This window comes from Streptomyces sp. NBC_00388 (assembly GCF_036061255.1).
GTDB lineage: Bacteria > Actinomycetota > Actinomycetes > Streptomycetales > Streptomycetaceae > Streptomyces.
This window is the reverse complement of the sequence record NZ_CP107948.1, coordinates 3,319,242-3,342,057: the sequence shown is the minus strand read 5'-3', so window position 1 is coordinate 3,342,057 and position 22,816 is coordinate 3,319,242. Positions and strand designations below refer to the sequence as shown.

At 72.9% G+C, this 22,816-nt stretch carries 19 protein-coding genes; 14 read left to right on the top strand and 5 right to left on the bottom strand.

Annotated elements, in window-relative coordinates; genetic code table 11:
* Window positions 1-17 precede the first annotated feature (17 nt).
* The 10 genes from OG917_RS15045 (at window position 18) to OG917_RS15000 (ending at window position 12,038) form a co-directional block, all read left to right on the top strand.
* Window positions 18-686: a TetR/AcrR family transcriptional regulator gene (locus tag OG917_RS15045; protein ID WP_328318113.1), complete on the top strand. Its 669-nt coding sequence runs from the start codon at window positions 18-20 to the stop codon at window positions 684-686.
* Window positions 687-860: 174 nt separating this feature from the next.
* Window positions 861-1,652 (top strand): TIGR03084 family metal-binding protein, encoded by a 792-nt coding sequence (locus OG917_RS15040; protein ID WP_328318112.1) that lies wholly within the window; start codon window positions 861-863, stop codon window positions 1,650-1,652.
* 53 nt (window positions 1,653-1,705) lie between these two features.
* On the top strand, window positions 1,706-3,334 hold the full coding sequence (locus OG917_RS15035) for an acyclic terpene utilization AtuA family protein (RefSeq protein WP_443059078.1): 1,629 nt from the start codon (window positions 1,706-1,708) through the stop codon (window positions 3,332-3,334).
* A gap of 138 nt (window positions 3,335-3,472) precedes the next feature.
* The gene (locus OG917_RS15030; protein WP_328318110.1) at window positions 3,473-5,074 is read left to right on the top strand and encodes an acyl-CoA carboxylase subunit beta; all 1,602 of its coding nucleotides are present in this window, start codon (window positions 3,473-3,475) and stop codon (window positions 5,072-5,074) included.
* Window positions 5,075-5,114: 40 nt separating this feature from the next.
* Complete coding sequence (locus OG917_RS15025) at window positions 5,115-7,067, top strand: acetyl/propionyl/methylcrotonyl-CoA carboxylase subunit alpha (protein WP_328318109.1); 1,953 nt, start codon at window positions 5,115-5,117, stop codon at window positions 7,065-7,067.
* On the top strand, window positions 7,064-8,269 hold the full coding sequence (locus OG917_RS15020) for an acyl-CoA dehydrogenase family protein (protein ID WP_328318108.1): 1,206 nt from the start codon (window positions 7,064-7,066) through the stop codon (window positions 8,267-8,269). Before OG917_RS15025 ends, OG917_RS15020 begins: the two co-directional genes overlap by 4 nt.
* A gap of 14 nt (window positions 8,270-8,283) precedes the next feature.
* The gene (locus OG917_RS15015; RefSeq protein ID WP_328321897.1) at window positions 8,284-9,915 is read left to right on the top strand and encodes a 4-coumarate--CoA ligase family protein; all 1,632 of its coding nucleotides are present in this window, start codon (window positions 8,284-8,286) and stop codon (window positions 9,913-9,915) included.
* The gene (locus OG917_RS15010; RefSeq protein WP_328318107.1) at window positions 9,912-10,658 is read left to right on the top strand and encodes an enoyl-CoA hydratase family protein; all 747 of its coding nucleotides are present in this window, start codon (window positions 9,912-9,914) and stop codon (window positions 10,656-10,658) included. Before OG917_RS15015 ends, OG917_RS15010 begins: the two co-directional genes overlap by 4 nt.
* Window positions 10,646-11,278: a TetR/AcrR family transcriptional regulator gene (locus OG917_RS15005; RefSeq protein WP_328318106.1), complete on the top strand. Its 633-nt coding sequence runs from the start codon at window positions 10,646-10,648 to the stop codon at window positions 11,276-11,278. Before OG917_RS15010 ends, OG917_RS15005 begins: the two co-directional genes overlap by 13 nt.
* A gap of 325 nt (window positions 11,279-11,603) precedes the next feature.
* Entirely contained in the window at window positions 11,604-12,038 is a 435-nt protein-coding gene (locus tag OG917_RS15000) for a hypothetical protein (RefSeq protein ID WP_328318105.1), read from the top strand.
* Window positions 12,039-12,177: 139 nt separating this feature from the next.
* On the opposite strand, the gene OG917_RS14995 is transcribed toward OG917_RS15000, so the two are convergent.
* Window positions 12,178-13,293, bottom strand: a complete 1,116-nt coding sequence (locus tag OG917_RS14995) for a citrate synthase 2 (protein WP_328318104.1) — start codon at window positions 13,291-13,293, stop codon at window positions 12,178-12,180.
* A 207-nt stretch (window positions 13,294-13,500) separates the two neighbouring features.
* Between OG917_RS14995 and pdxH the strand changes: the two genes are divergently transcribed.
* On the top strand, window positions 13,501-14,130 hold the full coding sequence (pdxH, locus tag OG917_RS14990) for a pyridoxamine 5'-phosphate oxidase (protein ID WP_328321895.1): 630 nt from the start codon (window positions 13,501-13,503) through the stop codon (window positions 14,128-14,130).
* Window positions 14,131-14,548: 418 nt separating this feature from the next.
* Window positions 14,549-16,078: a PAS domain-containing protein gene (locus OG917_RS14985; protein WP_328318103.1), complete on the top strand. Its 1,530-nt coding sequence runs from the start codon at window positions 14,549-14,551 to the stop codon at window positions 16,076-16,078.
* A 78-nt stretch (window positions 16,079-16,156) separates the two neighbouring features.
* On the opposite strand, the gene OG917_RS14980 is transcribed toward OG917_RS14985, so the two are convergent.
* Window positions 16,157-16,927: an SIS domain-containing protein gene (locus tag OG917_RS14980; RefSeq protein WP_328318102.1), complete on the bottom strand. Its 771-nt coding sequence runs from the start codon at window positions 16,925-16,927 to the stop codon at window positions 16,157-16,159.
* A 126-nt stretch (window positions 16,928-17,053) separates the two neighbouring features.
* On the opposite strand from OG917_RS14980, the gene OG917_RS14975 reads away from it, so the two are divergent.
* Both OG917_RS14975 and OG917_RS14970 read left to right on the top strand, forming a co-directional pair.
* Complete coding sequence (locus OG917_RS14975; protein WP_328318101.1) at window positions 17,054-17,746, top strand: metal-dependent transcriptional regulator; 693 nt, start codon at window positions 17,054-17,056, stop codon at window positions 17,744-17,746.
* Window positions 17,747-18,535: 789 nt separating this feature from the next.
* Window positions 18,536-19,402 (top strand): alpha/beta fold hydrolase, encoded by an 867-nt coding sequence (locus OG917_RS14970; RefSeq protein WP_328318100.1) that lies wholly within the window; start codon window positions 18,536-18,538, stop codon window positions 19,400-19,402.
* A gap of 115 nt (window positions 19,403-19,517) precedes the next feature.
* Here the strand turns inward: OG917_RS14970 and OG917_RS14965 are convergent, their stop codons facing one another.
* From OG917_RS14965 to OG917_RS14955, 3 genes are all read right to left on the bottom strand, one after another.
* On the bottom strand, window positions 19,518-21,161 hold the full coding sequence (locus OG917_RS14965) for a transporter (protein ID WP_328318099.1): 1,644 nt from the start codon (window positions 21,159-21,161) through the stop codon (window positions 19,518-19,520).
* Window positions 21,158-21,949 carry an ABC transporter ATP-binding protein gene (locus OG917_RS14960; RefSeq protein WP_328318098.1) on the bottom strand — a complete coding sequence of 264 codons (792 nt, stop codon included), beginning with the start codon at window positions 21,947-21,949 and terminating at the stop codon, window positions 21,158-21,160. Before OG917_RS14960 ends, OG917_RS14965 begins: the two co-directional genes overlap by 4 nt.
* A gap of 103 nt (window positions 21,950-22,052) precedes the next feature.
* Window positions 22,053-22,721: a bifunctional DNA primase/polymerase gene (locus OG917_RS14955; RefSeq protein WP_328318097.1), complete on the bottom strand. Its 669-nt coding sequence runs from the start codon at window positions 22,719-22,721 to the stop codon at window positions 22,053-22,055.
* Between the last annotated feature and the right edge of the window lie 95 nt (window positions 22,722-22,816).

The following is a 22,816-nucleotide window of genomic DNA, read 5'->3' as shown; positions in this document are numbered from 1 at the left end:
GGCTTAGGGTGACGGGCATGGCGAGGGTCAGGTTGAGCGTGGAGGAGCGGCGTGGCGAGATGCTGCGCGCGGCCGTCGAACAGATCGAGGCGCGGGGCGTCTCCGCCGTGCGGATCGCCGACGTCGCCTCCGCGCTCGGTGTGAGCAACGCGCTGGTGCTCTACCACTTCTCGACCAAGGAGCAACTCGTGGCGGCAGCGTTCCGCCACGCCGCCGACAGTGACCTCGCCCAGCTGCGGAAGCTGCTCGGGCGCCGCACCACGGCAGCGCACCGGCTGCGGGCGGCGGTCCGCTGGTACGCGCCGACGGGGCAGGCCAAGGGGTGGCGGCTGTGGATCGAGGGCTGGTCGGCGGCGCTGCGCGACGCGGACCTGCGGGAGACGGCGCGCGAGCTCGACCAGGAGTGGAAGGCCGCACTCGCCGAGGTCGTCGCGGAGGGCGTGGCGGCGGGCGAGTTCCGGTGCGCCGATCCGGTGGCCGCGGCGTGGCGGCTGACGGCGCTGCTGGACGGACTCGCCGTGCAGATGACCTCGTACACCGGCTCCCTCGCCCGCGCCACGATGCTGGAGTGGACGGACGACGCGCTGGCGCGCGAGCTCGGCGTCGACCGCGCCGTCCTCACACGGACGGGTACCGCCTGCTTGCCGACGACCCGGCGCACACCGGGAGCCACGACACCCGGGTGAACGTGGGCTCTGGCAAAGGAAGCTGACGCGCCGTTATGCATCACCGCAGCGTGCCGGCCGCCGCCCGCCCGCAGGACGGCAATCGCTTCGAAAAAAGAATGCAAGCACGCTTGCTTGTTTTCCCGGGCGCTGCCATGCTCCCGGACACGAAGCCGTGCCCGGAGGGAGTGCCCCGTGTCCGATGCAGGTGCCGTACTGGATGATCTGGTCGATGAGAGCGCCGAACTGGACTCTCTCGTGGCCGGGTTGGGAGACGGCCAGTGGGCTGCCGCAACCCCGGCGCCCCGGTGGACCGTCGCCCATCAGATCGCCCATCTCGCCTGGACCGACCGGGCGGCGCTGCTCGCCGTGGCCGGGCCCGATGCCTTCGCCGGGGAGGTCGAGAAGGCGCTCGCCGCACCGGAGACCTTCGTGGACGACGGCGCGGAGGAAGGCGCGGAGCTCGACCCGCCCGTCCTGCTCGCCCGTTGGCGGGACGGCCGCGAACAGCTCCAGCGGGCGCTGCGCACCGCCCCGCCCGGCGCACGCTTCCCCTGGTACGGCCCGCCGATGAGCACCGCGTCCATGGCCACCGGACGGCTGATGGAGACCTGGGCGCACGGCCAGGACATCGCGGACGCGCTCGGCGTGGAGCGCCGGCCGACCGCGCGGCTGCGGCACGTGGCGCGAATCGGCGTGCGGGCCAGGGGATTCGCCTTCGGGGCGCGCGGACTGGACGTGCCCGCCGACGAGTTCCGGGTCGAGCTGAGCGGGCCGGGCGGAGAGCTCTGGGAGTACGGTCCCGCCGACGCCGTCCAGCGGGTCACCGGGCCGGCCCTCGATTTCTGTCTGCTGGTCACCCAGCGCGCGCACCGTGACGACCTGGCCCTGCGCGCGGAGGGTGCCGACGCCGACCGGTGGCTGGGGATCGCGCAGGCCTTCGCCGGGCCGCCCGGAGCCGGGCGCGCGCCGAAGGGCGCGGTGTGAGGCCGCTGCGGATCGGGAACGCCTCCGGCTTCTACGGCGACCGGTTCGGCGCGATGCGGGAGATGCTCACCGGGGGCCCGCTGGACGTGCTGACCGGCGACTACCTGGCCGAGCTGACCATGCTCATCCTGGGCCGCGACCGCCTCAGGGATCCCCGCCTCGGATATGCCAGGACGTTTCTGCGCCAGCTGGAGGAGTGCCTCGGCGAGGCCCACGACCGGGGGGTGCGGATCGTCACCAACGCCGGCGGTCTCAATCCGGCCGGACTCGCGGATGCGATAAGGGAGTTGAGTGGCCGTGTCGGCGTGCCGGTGCGGGTCGCGCAGGTGACGGGCGACGCCCTGCCGCTGCCCGAGGGTGCGCTCACCGCCAACGCCTATCTGGGCGGCGCCGGGATCGCGGCCTGTCTGCGGGGCGGCGCCGATGTGGTGGTCACGGGCCGGGTGACGGATGCGGCGCTGGTCACAGGACCTGCCGTCTGGCACTTCGGCTGGGAGCCCGGCGACCTCGACCGGCTCGCGGGCGCGGTCGCCGCCGGGCATGTGCTGGAGTGCGGGACCCAGGCGACCGGCGGCAACTACTCCTTCTTCACCGGGCACGACGTACGCCACCCCGGCTTCCCGGTCGCGGAGATCGGCGCCGACGGATCGGCCGTGATCACCAAGCACGACGGTACGGGCGGGGTCGTCGACATCGGGACGGTGACCGCGCAGCTGCTCTACGAGACGGGCCCCGCCCGGTACGCGGGTCCCGATGTCACGACCCGGCTCGACACCGTACGGCTGACCGAGGAAGGGCCCGGCCGGGTAAGGATCTCGGGCGTGCGCGGGGAGCCCCCGCCCCCGACACTCAAGGCGGGCGTGAGCCGTATCGGCGGCTGGCGCAACGAGGTCGTGTTCGTCCTCACCGGACTCGACATCGAGGCCAAGGCGGCGCTGGTCCGCGAGCAGGTGGAGGACGCCTTCGGCCCGGCCCGCCCGGCACGTGTGCGCTGGGAGCTGGTCCGCACCGACCGGGCCGACGCCGACAGCGAGGAGTGCGCCAGTGCGCTGCTCAGGCTGGTGGTGCGGGACGGCGACCGGGAAGCGGTGGGGCGGGCGGTGAGCGGGGCCGCCATCGAGCTGGCGCTCGGCAGCTACCCGGGCTTCCATGTGACGGCGCCGCCCGGGAAGGGCGCGCCGTACGGGGTCTTCGATGCGGTGTACGTGGACCAGGACGCGGTGGAGCAGGTGGCCGTACTCCCGGACGGGGAGCGGCTGGTGGTCCCCGCCCCGGCCCGTACCTCCGCCCTGGCCCCGGTCGCCACGCCCGCGCTCCCCGATCCGCTCCCCGGGGGCGGCGAGGTACGCCGGGTGCCGCTCGGGCGGGTGGCCGGTGCCCGCAGCGGGGACAAGGGCGGCGACGTGAACGTGGGTGTGTGGGTGCGGACGGACACGGCGTGGCGGTGGCTGGCGCACGCACTCACTGTCGAGCGGTTCCAGGAGCTGCTGCCCGAGACGCGCGGACTGGTGGTCTCCCGCCATGTGCTGCCGAATCTCCGGGCGTTGAACTTCGTGGTGGAGGGGCTGCTGGGGGAGGGGGTCGCGGCGCAGGAGCGCTTCGACGCCCAGGGGAAGGGGGTGGGGGAGTGGCTGCGGTGCCGCACGGTCGAGGTGCCGGAGGGAGTGCTCGGCCCGCCGTGACCGGGGAGCGAGCACCGGGCCACGCACGGGCCCCCGGCCGTGTCCCCGGGCCGTGGCCCGGGGCCCCGCCCCGCCGTGCCCGGCACCGAGCCCCGGGCGAATCCCGCGCACAGCCGTCCCCCGTCCAAGGAGCCCCGGATGACCACCCTCCGTACCGCCCTCGACCCCGAGTCCGCCGAGTACGCCGCACACCGCGAAGCCATGCTCGGCAAAATCGCAGCGCTGGAGGCCGAGCACACCAGAGCGCTCGCGGGCGGCGGTGAGAAGTACACCGACCGCCACCGCAAACGCGGCAAGCTCCTCGCCCGGGAACGCATCGAGCTGCTGCTCGACCCGGACACACCCTTCCTCGAACTCTCCCCGCTCGCCGCCTGGGGCACCGACTACCCGCTCGGCGCCTCGATGATCACCGGTATGGGCACCGTCGAGGGGGTCGAGTGCCTGATCACCGCCAACGACCCCACCGTGCGCGGCGGTGCCAGCAACCCGTGGACGCTGAAGAAGGCCTTCCGGGCCAACGAGATCGCGTACGCCAACCGGCTCCCCTGCATCAGCCTCGTCGAGTCCGGCGGCGCCGACCTCCCCTCGCAGAAGGAGATCTTCATACCCGGCGGCGCCCTCTTCCGGGACATCACCCGGCTCTCCGCCGCGGGGATTCCCACCATCGCCGTGGTGTTCGGCAACTCGACCGCGGGCGGTGCCTACGTGCCGGGCATGTCCGACCACGTCATCATGATCAAGGAGCGGTCGAAGGTCTTCCTCGGCGGACCCCCGCTGGTCAAGATGGCGACCGGTGAGGAGTCGGACGACGAGTCGCTCGGCGGCGCCGAGATGCACGCCCGGGTCTCCGGGCTGGCCGACTACCTCGCACTCGACGAGCCCGACGCGCTGCGCCGGGCGCGCCGCGTCGTCGCCCGCCTCAACTGGCGCAAGGCGCAGCCGGATCCCCCTGGCCCCGTCTCCCCGCCCCGGTACGACGAGGAGGAACTCCTCGGTATCGTGCCCGGCGATCTGAAGACCCCGTTCGACCCGCACGAGGTCATCGCGCGGATCACCGACGGCTCGGACTTCGACGCGTTCAAGCCGCTCTACGGGCCGAGCCTGGTCACCGGCTGGGCCGAACTGCACGGCTACCCCATCGGTATCCTCGCCAACGCGCAGGGCGTCCTCTTCTCCGAGGAATCCCAGAAGGCGGCCCAGTTCATCCAGCTGGCGAACCAGCGCGACATCCCGTTGCTCTTCCTGCACAACACCACCGGCTACATGGTCGGCAGGGAGTACGAGCAGGGCGGCATCATCAAACACGGCGCCATGATGATCAACGCCGTCTCGAACTCGAAGGTCCCGCACCTCTCCGTGCTCATGGGCGCCTCGTACGGCGCCGGCCACTACGGCATGTGCGGGCGCGCCTACGACCCCCGTTTTCTCTTCGCCTGGCCCAGCGCCAAGTCCGCGGTCATGGGACCGCAGCAGCTGGCGGGCGTGCTGTCGATCGTCGCCCGCGCCTCCGCGCATGCCAAGGGGCAGCCGTACGACGACGAGGCGGACGCCGCGCTGCGCGCCATGGTCGAGCAGCAGATCGAGTCGGAGTCCCTGCCGATGTTCCTCTCCGGGCGGCTGTACGACGACGGGGTCATCGACCCGCGGGACACCAGGACCGTGCTGGGTCTGTGTCTGTCCGCCATCCACAACGCACCGGTCGAGGGCGCCCGCGGCGGCTTCGGCATCTTCCGGATGTGACGCCGCCATGCGACCACCGAGCGCGAACGTGAGGACGCACATGATCAGCACTCTGCTCGTCGCCAACCGCGGCGAGATCGCCTGCCGCATCTTCCGTACCTGCCGGGCGCTGGGCATCGCCACCGTGGCGGTCTTCTCCGACGCGGACGCGGACGCGCTGCACGTACGGGAGGCGGACACCGCCGTACGGCTGCCGGGGTCGGCGCCCGCCGACACCTACCTCCGCGGAGACCTCATCGTCGCCGCGGCCCGCGCCGCGGGCGCCGACGCCGTCCACCCCGGCTACGGCTTCCTCTCCGAGAACGCCGGGTTCGCCCGTGCGGTCACCGGCGCCGGGCTCCTCTGGGTCGGCCCCTGTGCCGACGCCATCGAGGCGATGGCGTCCAAGACCCGCGCCAAGAAGCTGATGGCCGGGGCCGGTGTGCCCCTGCTGGCCGCCGTCGACCCGGCAGGTGCCACCGCGGACGATCTGCCGCTGCTGCTCAAGGCGGCGGCGGGCGGAGGCGGACGCGGTATGCGTGTCGTACGCGAACTCTCCGTGCTGGATGAGGAGATGGCGGCGGCCACCGCCGAGGCGCGGGCCGCCTTCGGGGACGACGAGGTCTTCGCCGAGCCGTACGTGGAGCGCGGGCGCCATGTCGAGGTGCAGATCCTGGCCGACGCGCACGGCACGGTCTGGACGCTCGGCACCCGGGACTGCTCACTCCAGCGCCGCCACCAGAAGGTCATCGAGGAGGCTCCAGCCCCCGGCCTCCCCGACGCCCTGCGCGCCACGCTGCGCGAAGCGGCCACCGCCGCCGCCCGCGCGGTGGACTACCAGGGCGCGGGCACTGTGGAGTTCCTCGTCGCGGAGAGCGGCGACCGGGCGTACTTCCTGGAGATGAACACCCGGCTCCAGGTGGAACACCCCGTCACCGAGGCTGTGTTCGGGCTCGACCTGGTCGCGCTCCAGCTCAGGACCGCCGAGGGCGCGCCGCTCCCGCCCGGAGGTCCGCCGCCCGCGTACGGCCACGCGGTGGAGGCCCGGCTGTACGCCGAGGACCCGGCCGCCGGATGGGCCCCGCAGACCGGCACCCTGCACCGGCTGGACGTGCCCGGCACCGGCGGGGCGCCCGGCGGCCGGCCCGCCGGAGCCACCGTCCGGCTGGACACCGGATACGCCGGGGGCGACACCGTCGGCATCCACTACGACCCGATGCTCGCCAAGGTCATCGCCCACGCCCCCACCCGCGCGGAGGCGTTGCGCGCCCTCGCGTACGCGCTCGACCGGGCGCGCATCCACGGCCCGGCCACCAACCGCTCGCTGCTCGTACGGTCGCTGCGCCACCCGGACTTCACCGCCGCCCGGCTCGACACCGGCTTCTACGACCGGCACCTGCCCGGACTCACCGCCCCGGCCCCCGACCCGCTCGCCGCGCTGGCCGTCGCCCTCGCCGACGCGGCGCGGGCACGGACGGGCGGCTGGCGGAACGTGCCGTCGCAGCCGCAGATCAAGACCTACCGCTCCGAGCCCGACGGCGATGTGCACGAGATCCGCTACCGCCTCACCCGGGACGGGCTGCACGCCGAAGGCTTCCCCGGCGTACGGCTGCACGCCGCCGCGCCGCACCGCGTCTCGCTCGAAGCGGGCGGGGTGCTCCGCCACTTCGACATCGACGTGTACGGCGACCGCGCCCACGCCGGACCGCACACCTTCACCCTGCTGCCCCGCTTCCCCGACCCGGCCACCCGCACGGCGCCCGGTTCGCTGCTCGCCCCGATGCCCGGGACGGTCGTCCGGGTCGCCGACGGACTCACGGCCGGGGACACCGTCACCGCAGGGCAGCCCCTCATCTGGCTGGAGGCCATGAAGATGGAGCACCGCATCACCGCTCCGGCATCCGGCACCCTCACCGCACTGCATGCCGCCCCCGGCCGCCAGGTCGAGGTCGGCGCGCTGCTCGCCGTCGTACAGCACGCACAGCCGGACACACAGGAGGCCCTGGAGTCATGAGCACGAGCACTGGTACGAGCACTGGCACACGTACGGGTACCGGCACCGCCGTCACAAGCGCGGCTGTGGAATCCGACGAGCGCGCGGCCCTGCGCGCGGCCGTCGCCGCCCTCGGCAAGCGCCACGCGGGCACGAGCCACCGCGACTACGACCGGCAGGCGCTCTGGGACGCCGCGGCGAAGCTCGGCTACCTCGGGGTGAGCCTGCCGGAGGAGTACGGCGGCGGCGGTGGCGGCATCGCCGAACTCTCCATTGTCCTGGAGGAGTTGGGGGCAGCCGGGTGCCCGCTCCTGATGATGGTCGTCTCGCCCGCCATCTGCGGCACGGTCATCGCGCGGTTCGGCACCGACGCACAGAAGCAGCGGTGGCTCCCCGGCCTGGCGGACGGATCCCTCACCCTCGCCTTCGGCATCACCGAGCCGGACGCCGGTTCCAACTCGCACCGCATCACCACCACCGCCCGCCGCGCCGAAGGGGGGGACTGGCTGCTCACCGGGCGCAAGGTCTTCATATCCGGCGTCGACATGGCCGACGCGACCCTGATCGTCGGCCGTACCGAGGACGCCAGGACCGGACGCCTCAAGCCCTGCCTCTTCCTCGTGCCCCGGGACGCCCCCGGATTCCGCCGCACGCAGATCGACATGGAGATCCAGGCGCCGGAGAAGCAGTTCGAGCTGGTCCTCGACGATGTGCGGCTGCCCCCCGACGCCCTGGTGGGCAACGAGGACGCCGGGCTGCTCCAGCTCTTCGCCGGGCTCAACCCCGAGCGCATCATGACGGCCGCCTTCGCGATCGGCATGGGCCGTTACGCGCTGGCGAAGGCCGTCGACTACGCGAAGACCCGGCAGGTCTGGAAGGAGCCCATCGGCTCCCACCAGGCCATCGCCCATCCGCTCGCCCAGTCCCACATCGAACTCGAACTCGCCCGGCTGATGATGCAGAAGGCCGCAGCCCTCTACGACGCGGGCGACGACCTGGGCGCGGGCGAGGCCGCGAACATGGCCAAGTACGCGGCGGGCGAGGCCTGTGTGAAGGCCGTCGACCAGTCCGTGCACACCCTCGGTGGCAATGGCCTCACCCGCGAGTACGGGCTGGCGGGGCTCATCACCGCGTCCCGGGTGGCCCGGATCGCACCGGTCAGCCGGGAGATGATCCTCAACTTCGTGTCCCACCAGTCCCTGGGCCTTCCCAAGTCCTACTGACAGGAGCGATGACGGTGTTGTTCCACAGTGAGTACGAAGACGTCCCCGTCCTCGACCAGCCCGTCCACGAAGCGGTCCTGGGCCGGGCGCACGCGTACGGAGACACCCTCGCGCTGATCGACGCGGTGGACGGCACCACGGTCAGCTACCGGCAGCTCGACACCTTCCACCGGTCGGTCGCCGCCGGGCTGGCCGGTGCCGGGGTGCGCAAGGGTGATGTGATCGCCCTGCACAGTCCCAACAGCATCGCCTACCCGGCCGTCTTCCACGGCGCGAGCCGGGCGGGCGCCACGGTCACCACCGTGCACCCCCTCGCCACCGCGGAGGAGTTCGCCAAGCAGATGGGGGACTCCGCCGCACGCTGGATCATCACCGTGTCCCGCCTGCTCGACGTGGCCCGCCGGGCGGCCGAACTGGTGGGCGGGGTCGAGGAGATCTTCGTCTGCGACCGCGCCGACGGGCACCGCTCGGTGCTCGACCTGCCGGAGTCCCCGGGGGCCGCGGCCGGACCCGCTGTCGCGTTCGACCCGGGTGAGGACATCGCCGTACTGCCCTACTCGTCGGGCACCACCGGCACCCCCAAGGGCGTCATGCTCACCCACCGGTCGGTCTCCACCAATCTCGCGCAGCTGCAACCGTTCGCCCGGATGGGGCCGGGCGAGCGGATTCTCGCGGTGCTTCCCTTCTTCCACATCTACGGACTCACCGCGCTGCTCAACGCCCCGCTGCGGTACGGCGCGACGGTGGTGGTGCTGCCCCGGTTCGAGCTGGGCCAGTTCCTGGCCGCCATCGAGGAACACCGCATCAACGGGCTCTATGTCGCACCGCCGATCGTCCTGGCCCTCGCCAAGCACCCGGCCGTGGCGCGCTACGACCTCTCGTCGCTGGAGTACATCGTCAGCGCCGCCGCCCCGCTCGACGCCGGGCTGGCCGCCGCGTGTTCGTCCCGGCTCGGGCTGCCGCCGGTCCGCCAGGCGTACGGCATGACGGAGCTGTCACCCGGGACCCATGTCGTCCCGCTGGACGCGGAGGACCCGCCACCGGGGACGGTGGGCAAGCTCCTTCCCGGGACCCAGATGCGCATCCTGTCCCTGGCAGGGCCTGCGCGTGATCTCGGCGTGGGCGAGGAGGGCGAGGTCGCCATCCGGGGGCCGCAGGTCATGAAGGGGTACCTCGGCCGGCCGGGAGCCACCGCCGGGATGATCGACGAGGAGGGCTGGGTGCACACCGGGGACGTCGGCCGGGTGGACGAGGACGGCTGGCTCTTCATCGTCGACCGGGTCAAGGAACTCATCAAGTACAAGGGCTTCCAGGTGGCCCCCGCCGAACTGGAGGCGCTGTTGATCACCCATCCCGCGATCGCCGATGCGGCGGTCATCGGCGTGTACGACGCGGACGGCAACGAGGTGCCCAAGGCGTTCGCCGTCCGGCAGGCCTCGGCGCGGCTGACGGAGGAGGAGCTGATGGCGTACGTCGCCGAGCGCGTCGCCCCGTACAAGAAGATCCGGCGGGTCGAGTTCATCGGCGCCGTCCCGCGTGCGACGTCGGGGAAGATACTCCGGCGCGAGCTGCGCGCACGGGAGCGGCGTACCGGCGGTCCGGAGAACGGGACCGGCGGCGCGGAGACCGGGGGGCAGCGCGTATGACGTCCACCTCGGGCACGGTCAGGACAGCGCACGACCGGGGGATCACCACGCTCACCCTGGACGCGCCGCAGCGGCGCAACGCGCTCTCCGCGCAGCTGGTCGCCGAGGTACAGGAGGCGCTGGCCAGGTCGGCCGCCGACGCCTCCGTACGCGCGGTGATCCTCACCCACACCGGGAACACCTTCTGTGCGGGCGCCGACCTCAAGGAGCCGCCCGACCCGGCCGCGTTCGTACGGCTGATGCGGGCGATCGTGGCACACCCCCGGCCGGTGGTCGCCCGTGTCACCGGGCACGTCCGGGCCGGCGGGCTCGGACTGCTCGGCTCCTGCGACATCGCGATGGCGGGCCCCGGGGCCACCTTCGCCTTCACCGAGTCCCGGCTCGGCCTGGCCCCCGCCGTCATCTCGCTGCCGCTGCTGCCGCGGATGGACGCGCGCGCCGCGGCCCGCTACTACCTCACAGGGGAACGGTTCGACGCCGCCGAAGCCGCGCGGACCGGACTGATCACCGGCGCGGCCGAGGATGTCGACGCGGCACTCGCGCCGGTCGTCGACGGTCTGCGCCGGGCGTCCCCGCAGGGCCTGGCGGCATCGAAGTCCCTGGTCACCGATACGGTGCTGGAGAACTTCGACCGCAGGACGGACGAGCTCATCGCCCGCTCCGCGTCCCTCTTCGCCTCGGCCGAGGCGCGCGAGGGCGTACAGGCCTTCCTCGAACGACGGGACCCCGCATGGGTGTGGTGACGGACCGGGAGGGCGGCAGCGGTGCGGGCGGCCCCGGAAGGGGCCCGAAGCAGGACCGCAGCCGCGCCACCCGGCAGCGCCTGCTGGAGGCGGCGGTGTCCTGCCTGGCCGAGCACGGCTGGGCGGGCTCCACAGTCTCCGCCGTCGCCGAACGGGCGGGCGTCTCCCGGGGCGCGGCGCAGCACCACTTCCCGACCCGCGAGGACCTCTTCACGGCGGCGGTCGAGTACGTGGCCGAGGAGCGCTCCACCGCCCTGCGCACCCTGCCCTCGCAGGACCGCCGCACGGTGGTGGCGGCCCTGGTCGGCCTCTATACCGGCCCGCTGTTCCGTGCCGCGCTGCATCTGTGGGTGGCCGCGTCGAACGAACCGCAGCTGCACGCCCGCGTCACCGAGCTGGAGGCCCGGGTGGGCAGGGAGTCGCACCGGATCGCCGTGCGACTGCTGCGGGCGGACGAGTCGGTGCCCGGCGTACGCGAGACGGTGCAGGGACTGCTGGACATGGCGCGGGGGCTCGGCCTGGCCAACGTACTCACGGACGACGGGGCGCGGCGGGAGCGCGTGGTGGCCCAGTGGGGCGAGCTGGTGGAAAGGGCGCTGCGGCCCGCAGACGCTGGGTGACCCGTTCCCGGAAGGCCCGTTCCCGGACGACCTGTTCCGGACGACTCGTTCCCGGAGGGGAGCAGCCGGGCCCTCCCGGCCCACCGGGCCTGCTCCGGCCGGCCGGGCCCGCCCCGGTCCGGGGGACCGCAATCGTTCACCCACGCGGAGCGGCCCGTTCCCGTCACGCCGGGGAACGGACCGCTCTCACCCGTCTCCGGGCCTGTACGGCAGGCTACGTCAACCCGCCGGAGCGCAGTGCGCGTACGAGGCAGCGGACTTGGCCCGCCGCGCTACTATCGGCGGCTGAACGCCCTTGACCAACAAGCCAGTTGGAGAAGATCTCATGCGGATACGTTCAGCCCTGCGCGCCCTTGCCGTCCTTCCGTCCCTCGCGCTCGTCCCGCTGGCGGCCGGACAGGCCGCCGCCGCAGCCCCCGTCACCAGCACCGCCGGGTCCTTCGACCCCTACGCCCATTCGCATGCCGTCTTCCAGTGGGGCGGCACCAACAGCCTGACCGGCATCACCCTGACGGGGTACGACGACGGCTGCGACGGCTACAAGATCGCCGTCCGCCTGGTGACCCTCACCAACAGCGGGGCCAAGCACTACTGGCCCTGGCACGGGTACACCACGGGATGCGGCACTTCGTACACCTACGACACGTACGCCAACGACTCGAACGGCATCCAGTACGCGACCCTGGACGTCGGGGTCTTCAGCGGCAGCACCCTGAAGGGACTCAGGGAGGCGAGCCCCTCCAGGCGCCCGAGCGCCTGACGCGGGGGCGGCGGCGCAGCGCCCGTACCCGCGCCGCCCGTACCCGGGCCGCCGCGCCCGGGCAGCCGGCGGCCCCGTCCTCGGTCATTCGGCCCGGACCGGGCCGGGGGAGGGCGCAGCACCCCGGCCCGCGCCCGCCTCAGCGTGTGGCGATGCTGCTGTATCCCTCGATCTCGCGGGGGTCGCGCGTCCCCGGACCCACATACGTGGCCGACGGCCGCACCAGCCGTCCTGTCCGCTTCTGTTCCAGGATGTGCGCGCTCCAGCCCGCTGTGCGCGCACAGGTGAACATCGACGTGAACATGTGCGCCGGAACCTCCGCGAAGTCCAGCACGATCGCCGCCCAGAACTCCACGTTCGTAGCCAGTACGCGGTCGGGGCGCCTGGCGTGCAGTTCCTCCAGGGCCGCCTTCTCCAGGGCTTCGGCGACCTCGAAGCGGGGCGCGGCCAGCTCCCTGGCCGTGCGGCGCAGGACCCGGGCGCGCGGGTCCTCGGCGCGGTAGACCCGGTGGCCGAAGCCCATCAGCCGCTCGCCCTTGTCCAGCGCCCGCTTGACGTACGCCGTCGCGTCACCCGTCCGCTCGATCTCCTCGATCATCCCGAGGACCCGCGACGGCGCACCGCCGTGCAGCGGCCCGGACATCGCACCCACCGCACCCGAGAGCGCGGCGGCCACGTCGGCGCCGGTCGACGCGATGACGCGGGCCGTGAAGGTGGAGGCGTTCATGCCGTGCTCGGCCGCCGACGTCCAGTAGGCGTCAACAGCCTTGACGTGCTGGGGATCCGGCTCGCCGCGCCAGCGGATCATGAAGCGCTCGACGACCGAGTCGGCCTTGTCGATCTCGCTCTGCGGGACCATCGGACTGCCCTGGCCGCGCGCCGACTGGGCCACGTACGAGAGCGCCATGACCGCCGCGCGCGCCAGATCGTCGCGGGCGGTGCGCTCGTCGATGTCGAGCAGGGGCTTCAGGCCCCAGACGGGCGCGAGCATGGCCAGCGCGGACTGCACGTCGACCCTGATGTCACCGGAGTGCACCGGGATGGGGAACGGCTCGGCGGGCGGCAGACCGGGGTTGAACGCCCCGTCGACCAGCAGACCCCAGACGTTCCCGAAGGACACGTGGCCGACGAGATCCTCGATGTCGACGCCGCGGTACCGCAGGGCGCCGCCTTCCTTGTCCGGTTCGGCGATCTCGGTCTCGAATGCGACGACTCCTTCGAGTCCGGGTACGAAAGCGGCTGCGGCGTCGGACATCAGGCGGCTCCTCGTGATGTGGTCGACCTACGGGTTCGGGCCGGCGGGGTTCGGCTTTCCGGTGCGGTTCACAGTGCGCCGGCGCGTCTGCGTGCGGAGGGACGAGTCTGACGGCTCCCGCCGGTGCGGGGAAGCGTGACATCCGGCACACCGGCATCCGTGCGGCAGGATGGCTCCGTGCCGAACCCTGAACTGAACCCCGCAGTGATGCGCGAGCAGTACCGTTCCGCCGTCCTCGACGAGAAGGACCTCGCCGCCGCCCCGATGGACCAGTTCGCCCGCTGGTTCGCCGACGCCGTCGCGGGCGGTCTGCACGAACCGAACGCCATGGTCGTCTCGACCGCGACCCCGCAGGGCGGTCCCTCCGCCCGTACGGTGCTGCTCAAGCACTTCGACGCGGACGGCTTCGTCTTCTACACCAACTACGGCTCCCGCAAAGGCCGTGAACTCGCCGCCAACCCGCAGGTCGCGCTGCTCTTCCCCTGGCACCGGATCGCCCGCCAGATCATCGTCACGGGCACCGCGTCCCGTATCGACCGTGCGGAGACGGTGGCGTACTTCCGGACCCGGCCGCACGGTTCGCAGCTCGGCGCGTGGGCGAGCGCACAGTCGTCGGTGATCGGCTCGCGGGAGGAACTGACCAGTCGCTATGAGCAGTTGGCGGCCCGCTATCCGGAGGGCACCGAGGTGCCGGTGCCGGAGGACTGGGGCGGTTACCGGGTCGCCCCCGGTACGGCCGAATTCTGGCAGGGCCACGAGAACCGGCTGCACGACCGGCTGCGGTACGTGCGCGGGGAAGCCGGCTCCGGGTGGTGTGTGGAGCGGCTCTGCCCGTGAACGGCGGGAGGGAAGGCGGCCGGGCCCCCGGCGGTCCTTCCGCACGCAGAAACCCGCGGGCTCTGGTTCCTCCTTGCGGAGGAGCCGGCCGGACTTACCGGCGAGCCCGCGGGTCGGTGACTGCTTGGGATTTCGGCCGGCGGTCCACCGGCACTGCACAGAGTGCGACGACGGGCGTCAGCCCGCAGCCACCTCGCAAGTCCGAGAAGAAATCACTTCCGGAACACCTCCCTTCTGGCGTGTGACACACATTAGGCACGGCTCCGGCGGCCCTCAACCGATTTATCCGGGCCCACCTTTTTATTCGGGCCCACCTTTTTCCGCGAACGGAGTGTGGGCTGCGTCACGGTCGCGTTGAATGATCCGACGTGCGGTACATGCAGTACATGCGGCGGACGCGTCCTGTTGGGGGTGCCGGATGAGTGGTTCCCGGATCGAGGCAGCCAGCGCGCTGGGGCCCGATGAGCCCGAGCCCCGTGGGGACGCGGGTGCAGGAGGGACCCCTGCTCCGGGTGTTCCGCCCGGTGCCGCCGACGCCGGGGGCCCCGGTGGCCCAGGGGACAGCGCGGGCCCGGATCTGCTCGCCGCGCTGCTCGACGGGATGGACGCCGCGCTCTGCGCTTTCGACGCCGGCACGGTGATCACGCACTGGAACCGGGAGGCCGAGCGGATTCTCGGCTGGTCCGCAGCCGAAGCCGTCGGCCGTACCGGCTTCGCGGGCTGGGCGGTGCGGGCCGCGGACGCCGACGAGGTGCAGGGCCGGCTGATGGCGGCGATGCACAGCCCCGGCCGTCAGGTCCACGAGTTCGCGCTGCTGCGCAAGGACGGAAGCCGGGTGCTCGTACGGACCCAGTCCTCCGGGGTGCAGGGCCCCGACGGCGAAGCGGCCGGGGTGTACTGCGCGTTCAGCGAGGTCCATGCGCAGATCGATCTGGAACGGGCGATCGCGCTCAGCGAGGCCCTGTTCGCCGATGCCTCCTGGGGGGTCGTACTGGTCGATGTCGATCTGCGGCCGACCGTCGTCAACGCCCATGCGGCGAGGGCGTTCTCCACGGGCCGCACCACGCTGCTCGGGCGCCCGCTGGGCGACCTCGTCGTGCAGGGTGCCGAGGAGCTGGAGGGTGCGCTCCAGCACGTACTCGCCGAAGGGGCGCTCTCCGCGCCCGCCGAGATGTGGGTGACGCTGCGGACCGCGGAGGGCGAGCGGCGGCGCTGCTGGCGCTGCGGCTTCGTCCGGCTGGCGTCACCCCTCGCGGAAGAGCCGGTTCCGCTCGGTGTCGGCTGGCTGTTCCGCGACGTCACCGCGGACCGGGAGGCCGAACAGGAGGCGAACCGGCTCCGCTTCCGCGGCAACCAGCTGCACCGCGCCTCGCGGGCCGCCGCCGAGTGCGAGGACCCGGTGGAGGCGGCGATGGCGTATCTGGACTTCGGGCTTGCCGGGTTCGCCGACCACGCGCTGATCGACATATCGGCCGATGCCGCCGTCTCCGATGCCCCCGCCTCCGGTGCCCCCGCCGTGGAGGCGCCGGGCGGCGGCCGGCTCGTACGGCTGGCCGGGACGCCGTCCGGAGGCGAGCCGGGACCGTGCCTGCCGGTTGCGGGCGCCGCCCTGCCGGTGCGCTACCGGACGGGACACCCGGCGCTCCAGGCGGTGGCAAGGACCGGAGCGGTGCGGACCAGCGCGTCGGCGGTGCGCCCGGTCCCCTCGCAGGGTGCGGCCCCGGACGAGGCCCGGGCGTGGGCGGAGGAGCGGCAGTGGCCCCCGGGCGCCGTGCACGCGCTGTGCATGGTGCTGCGGAGCCGGGGCCGGACGCTGGGGGTCGTGACGTTCCTGCGCGGTGCGGGCCGTCCCGCCTTCGAGCGGCCGGACGCGGTGTACGCGGAGAGCGTCGCCGTGCGGGTGGCTTCCGCCCTCGATCTGGCACGGTCGCTGGAGGAGAGGCGCTGAACGGCCCCGGGGGCGCCGCGGCCCTCATGAGGGGCCGTGACGCCCCCGGCCCGCCGCGCGCAGGGGGTCGGCGCGCTCTCAGTGCTGGTAGAAGATCCGGTCGCGGTACTCCGCGAAGACGCGGCCGTTCCACTCGTGGCCGCCGTCGACGTTGCCCGAGCGCAGCAGCGGGGGCTCGATGCCGCGACGGGCCAGCTCACCCGCGGCCGAGGCCATCATGGCCTGCATCAGCGCACTGGTGACGACCGTCGACGCCGGGGCGAAGGGCGCCTCGACACCGTCTGCGGTGAGCTCCGCGTCGCCCACCGCGATCCGGCTGTCCAGCACGATGTCGCAGTGGTCCTTGAGGAACGTACCGGAGGCGTGCCGCGACGTTGTCTCCTTCGTGTACGCCACCGAGGTCACGCCGATGACCTTCAGCCCGAGCGCGCGGGCGCTCATCGCCATCTCGACGGGGAGTGCGTTGCGCCCGGAGAGCGAGATGATCACCAGGAGGTCGCCCGCCGCTGCCGGGCTTGAGTCGAGCACCACGCCCGCGAGGCCGCCGACGCGCTCCAGGGCCGAGCCGAGCGTGGCCGGCCGGACGTCGACGCCGAGCGTCCCCGGGACACCGAGCAGGTTCATCAGGGCCAGGCCCCCCGCGCGGTACACCACGTCCTGTGCGGCGAGCGAGGAGTGACCCGCGCCGAAGGCGAAGAGCCGCCCGCCTGCCTGTACGGTGTCGGCGATCACGGAACCGGCTGCCGTCACGTTCTGTGACTCCTCGTCCCGCACACGCCGCAGCAGGCCGATCGCGGCATCGAAGAACTCGCCTGCAAGGCCGCTGCTCCCGCTGTTCTCGCTGCTCATGCGCCTCACGGTGCGGTCCGTACCAGGGCAGTGTCAATACCGCCCACGTCCTGCGCGGGCCGGTTGTCGGAGGTATGCGTCAGAATTGAACGAGGGCCATAGCAGTAGCGGAACATAGGGGCACGTATGAGCGGGCTGATCGACACTACGGAGATGTACCTCCGCACCATCCTTGAGCTGGAGGAGGAAGGTGTGGTCCCCATGCGGGCCCGGATCGCGGAGCGGCTCGACCAGAGCGGCCCCACGGTGAGCCAGACCGTGGCGCGCATGGAGCGTGACGGCCTGGTGGCCGTCGCGAGCGACCGGCATCTGGAGCTGACGGAGGAGGGCCGCAGGCTGGCGACGCGCGTCATGCGCAAGCACCGGCTCGCGGAGTGCCTCCTCGTCGATGTGATCGGACTGGAGTGGGAGCAGGTCCACGCCGAGGCGTGCCGCTGGGAACACGTGATGAGCGAGGCGGTGGAGAAGCGGGTGCTCGAACTGCTGCGTCACCCCACGGAGTCGCCGTACGGCAATCCGATCCCGGGCCTTGAGGAGCTGGGCGAGAAGGCCGAGGCCGATCCGTTCCTCGACGCGGGCATGGTGAGCCTGGCCGACCTGGACCCGGGCGCCGACGGGAAGAACGTGGTGGTGCGCCGGATCGGCGAGCCCATCCAGACCGATGCCCAGCTGATGTACACGCTGCGTCGCGCGGGGGTGCAGCCAGGCTCGGTGGTGAGCGTCACGGAGTCGGCCGGCGGCGTCCTGGTGGGCAGCAGCGGCGAGGCGGCCGAGCTCAACCCCGAAGTGGCTTCGCACGTCTTCGTTGCCAAGCAGTAGCAGTAGCAGGAGCAGGAGCAGTAGCAGTAGCAGGAGCAGTAGCAGGAGCAGTAGCAGGAGCAGGAGCAGGACCGGCGGCTGCGGCTGCGGAAGGACGGGGAGCAGGGGCGCCCCGCCCGGCAGGAGGAGTGGAGCAGGGGGAGCGGAGCAGGGCCGGAGGCTCGTCCGGTGCCCGGGCGGTGCGGTCGGTCCGTGCAATGGTGCGGGAACGGCCCCGGCCGCAGGCATCCCGTGCGAGGCTGGCGCCTACGGCCTGATGGCGCCGGCCCGACGCGAAGCGACCCGGCATGGTCCGTCCGGCAGGGAGGGAGCAGGTGCATGCGTCTGTCGCGGACCCACGGGGCTGTGACCCCTCGCGCTGCGAACCGCCGCGCCCCCACCCGCCGGCGGGCTCAGCGGGGCCGCACCCTGCCCCACCGGCCCTTGCCTCGCCTGGCCTCGAACGGAGAGGGCCCCGGCGCTCAGGAGCGCCGGGGCCTGACCTCCCCCGCACCGACCTGGAGCCCCGAGCTCTCAAGGTCGGTCTGGCCGGACCCTCATCCCCGAGTGGTCCGTCCCCCGCACGGAATCTCCCCCGGGCAGCACCCCTCAATCCTGCGGGGATGTCACTCGAAGGTGGGGTGTTGAGAGCCGGAACCGCATTTTCGAATGCGAGTTCGATAGCCTGGGGGCGTGACACCGGCTCGACCGCCGAGCCGGCACTGATCCAGCCACTGAACGAGCCCGAGCGGCCTGCCGCAGGTGCGGGGACCGATCACCCATCAGGGGATTGAAGGGGGTGCCAGAACAATGGTGCAGCGCATCGACGTGACCGGACCCGACGGCGTACGCCTTGCTGCCTGGGAGTTCGCCGACCCGCCCAAGGAGAGCGAGGGGGACGCGGAGCGGGCTCCCGGCGTCTTACTGCTGCACGGGCTGATGGGGCGCGCCTCGCACTGGGCCTCCACCGTCCGCTGGCTCTCCGAGCGCCATCGCGCGGTCGCTCTCGACCAGCGGGGCCACGGCCGCAGCGGAAAGCCCGCGGACGGCCCGTACACCCGCGACGCCTATGTGGCCGACGCGGAGGCCGCGATCGTCCAGCTGGGGCTGGCCCCCGTCACCCTCGTCGGCCACGCGATGGGCGCCCTCACCGCCTGGCAGCTCGCCGCCAAGCGCCCGGACCTCGTCCGGGCCGTGATCATCTGCGACATGAGGGCCTCCGCCCTGGGGATAGCCTCGCAGCGCGAGTGGGAGGACTGGTTCGCGGCCTGGCCCGTCCCCTTCGCCACGCTCGCGGACGTACGGAAGTGGTTCGGTGAGGACGACCCGTGGGTGGAGCGCCCGAACCCGTCACGCGGTGAGTTCTTCGCCGAGGTGATGGCGGAGAGCGCCGACGGCTGGCGCCCCGTCTTCTCCCGCCGCCAGATGCTGAAGTCCCGTGAGGCGTGGGTCCTCGACGCGCACTGGGAGGAGCTGGCCCAGGTGCAGTGCCCGGCCCTGGTGGTCCGCGGTCTGGACGGTGAGCTCGGCCGGGCGGAGTCGCAGGAGATGGTCCGGGTGCTGCCCCGCGGCGAGTACGCGGAAGTGGCCGAAGCGGCCCATCTGGTCCACTACGACCAGCCCGGGGCGTGGCGCGCGGCGATCGAGCCGTTCCTGGACGCGGTGCTCGCGCAGTAGCGGGAGAGCGCCGGGCCCCGGCGAACGGGCACAAGGCCCCGGCGGGTCCCGGCCGGCGAGCACCCGGCGGATGAGCGCCGGGACCCGGCGGGACAACGCCGCGCACACCGGGGCTTCACCCCTTGCTGACCGCCAGCAGGATCTCGGGCAGCCGTCCGGCCGCCTGGGGTGCGGCCAGGCGGAGCCCCGCCCATGCCGTCGCCGTCCCGTACAGGGCACCCAGCGGCAGCAGGAGCCACAGATACGGCTCGTTGCCCGTGACATGCAGGGCGATGAGCAGGGTGATCACCGGCGAGCAGAGCAGGGCGGCCGAGACCATGCCGCCGAAGACGGAGATCCAGGCGAGCCCGGCCTGGCCCGGAGCGACGTTCTTGTGGGCGTTGTCCTGCGGGATCGAGTACGGGAAGCGGGCGGATGTCACGGCTCCTGTGCCCAGCATGGCGCCGAGCAGGGCGAAGGCCAGCCCCATCGCCTCGGGGAGCGCCCCCCAGTCGCCCAGCAGCCCGGCTGTGACCACGGTGACCAGCGCCGTGTACGGGACGGTGACCAGGGCCAGCGCCATGGCGCGCGACCGCAGTTCGGCGAACGCGTCCCGGGGCGACGCGATGGTCTGCGCGACCATCCAGAACGCCGAGGTGTCCTGGCCGAACTGGTTGTACATCTGGATCCCGAGCATCCCGGCGGCGAAGCACGAGAAGTAGATGGAGCCGCCGCCCTGCACCGCGTTGAGCAGCGGCACGATCAGCCCGATCGCGAGCGAGGCGATCCACGCGGCCTTGGTCTTCGGGTCGCGCCAGATGTAGCGCAGGGTGCGCAGCATCACCGTCCCCGTACGCCCCTCGGGCAGCAACCGCGACAGGCCCCCGGCCGACTCCTTGCGGCTCGGCCCGGCCGCCGCGAGCGTCGATCCGTCGGGCGACGTCATCAGCCGCACCAGGGTGCGCCGCCAGGCGCTGAGCATGACCACCAGGAAGGCCGCGGCGATGGCGAGTTGGGCCACGGCCGGACCGTACGATCCGCTGCTCGCCGAGTCGACCGCGCCGATCGCGGACGCCGGCGGCAGCCACCGCACCACGTCACCGGTCGGGTCGAGCGCGGAAAGCCCGCCCGCCCTGCCGAGCCGCTGGGCGCCGAAGTTGACGGCCTGGATGCCGATCGCGATGACCAGGCCGCTCAGTACGGCGAGGTCGCGTCCCTTCCGCGAGGTGAGCAGCCGGACGTTGGCGGCGGCCACCGCGCGCGCCAGCGCCACACAGATCAGCACGGTGAGCGGCACGGCGATGACGGCGACCACCGCGGCCGCCGCGTTCGTCGCCACGGCGAAGGCCGAGCCGGTCGCGAGGCAGAGGGTGAACAGCGGTCCGATGCCCACCAGCGAGGCGGCGAGCAGGGCCCGGACGAGCGGTTCCGGGCGCAGCGGCAGCATCACCAGCCGGCTCGGGTCCAGCGTCTCGTCGCCGCCGGGGAAGAAGAGCGGCATCGCCGCCCAGCCCACCGCGAGCACGAGTGTGAGGATGACGGTCAGGGTGCCCGCGTGCGCGTGGCCGTGCAGCAGGACCAGACCGAGGAGCAGCAGCGCCGCGAAGACCAGGGAGACGGCGGCCGACGCGATGTACGCGGCCCTGCGGCCCGACGACTGGCGCAGGCCGTTGCGGAGCAGGGCGAGCTTCAGCCGGACGAAGACGGGGGTGAGGGCGGGCGCGGTCAGCTCGGTGCCGGGGGTGTCCGGGGTGGTGGTGAGGGCGGTGGAGGCGGTCATCGCGGGCCTCCGCCCAGCCAGTCGAGGCTGTCACCGGCGTTCCTGTCGTGCGCGCCGACCAGCTCCAGGAACGCCTCCTGGAGCGAGGGCGCGCTCCCGCGTACCTCGGCGAGCGGGCCCTGTGCGCGGATCCGGCCGCCCGCCATCACCGCCACCCAGTCGCAGAGCGACTCGACCAGTTCCATCACATGGCTGGAGAAGACGACCGTCGCACCCGAGCGCGTGTAGCGCTCCAGGACGCCGCGGATCGTCTGCGCGGACACCGGGTCGACACCTTCGAACGGCTCGTCCAGGAAGAGGACTTCGGGGTTGTGCAGCAGCGCGGCGGCCAGCCCGATCTTCTTGCGCATCCCGGTCGAGTAGTCGACCACGAGTTTGTGCTGGGCACCCGCCAGGTCGAGCACGTCCAGGAGCTGGGTCGCCCGCTTGTCGACCTCGGCGCCCGGCAGTCCGCGCAGCCGCCCGCTGTACGCGAGGAGCTCCCGCCCCGAGAGCCGCTCGAACAACCGCAGCCCCTCGGGCAGTACACCGATCCGGGACTTGACCGCGACGGGGTCCTGCCAGACGTCGTGACCCGCCACTTCGACGGTGCCCTGATCGGGCCTGAGCAGCCCCGTCACCATGGAGAGAGTGGTGGTCTTGCCCGCGCCGTTCGGGCCGACCAGGCCGATGAACTGCCCTGCGGGCAGTTCGAGGTCGATCCCGGAGACCGCGATCTGCTCCCCGAACCGCTTCCACAGTCCCTTTACCCGTACGGCCGCCTGGCCCGGCATGGTCTGGTCCGGCATGGTGCAGCGCCTTTCGGAGTCCCCGCTCTTGCGCCCACCCTACGGTCGGGGGGCGGCGGGCCGGGCCCGTACCCGGGGACCCGGGCTCTCACCGGGGCAGGGCCTACCCGCGGGGTTCCCGGGTCTCCTGGCCGCAGGCGTACGCCAGGGGGGCGGTCAGCTCGTCCGCGTCCGGCAGCCACCGGTTGGCGGCCGTCGGCCGCCGCGCCCACTGCACGGCCCCGGCGGCCCCGACCCGGGTGGGCGGCGCCGCGACGTAGTCGCCCTCGCCCCGGACCGACAGGTCGATCGTGGCGGGCGCCCACCCCAGCCTCCGTACCAGGCCGGGCACTTTGGCACCGGCACCCGGCAGCACGAAGAAGAGCATCCGGCGGCCGGGTGTGCGGGTCACCGGGCCGAGGGAGACGTTCAGCCGCTCCATCCTGGCCAGCGCGAGGAATCCCGCGGTCTCGGGGACATCGATGGCGTCGAAGGTCCGCCCGGTCGGCAGCAGGATCGAGGACCGCGGCTGCGCGGACCAGAGGGCGCGGGCGGCGACGGCGCTGCCGGTGGCCTCGGCGGCCCAGTCGGGGCGCGTGGGGTGTGCGCCGGGCGCGGAGCACGCCACGTCGCCGCAGGAGCACCGCTCGCCCCCTTCCCCCGCCACCAGCCAGGTGCCGGGGAGCACGTCCCAGTGGCGTTCCTCCGCGTACCGTGCGGCGCTGTCCAGCAGCGGTTCTGTGCGCTGCTCGGGGATCGGTGCGGCTTGCGTGCCCGTGGTGGTCTCTTTCACGAACAGCTCAACTCCCGCCGTCACCTTGGGTTACGGGGTCCCCAGCGATAGACGCGGGGCCGTCCGCCGGGTATCGGCCGGGGGCCAGGCGCGGG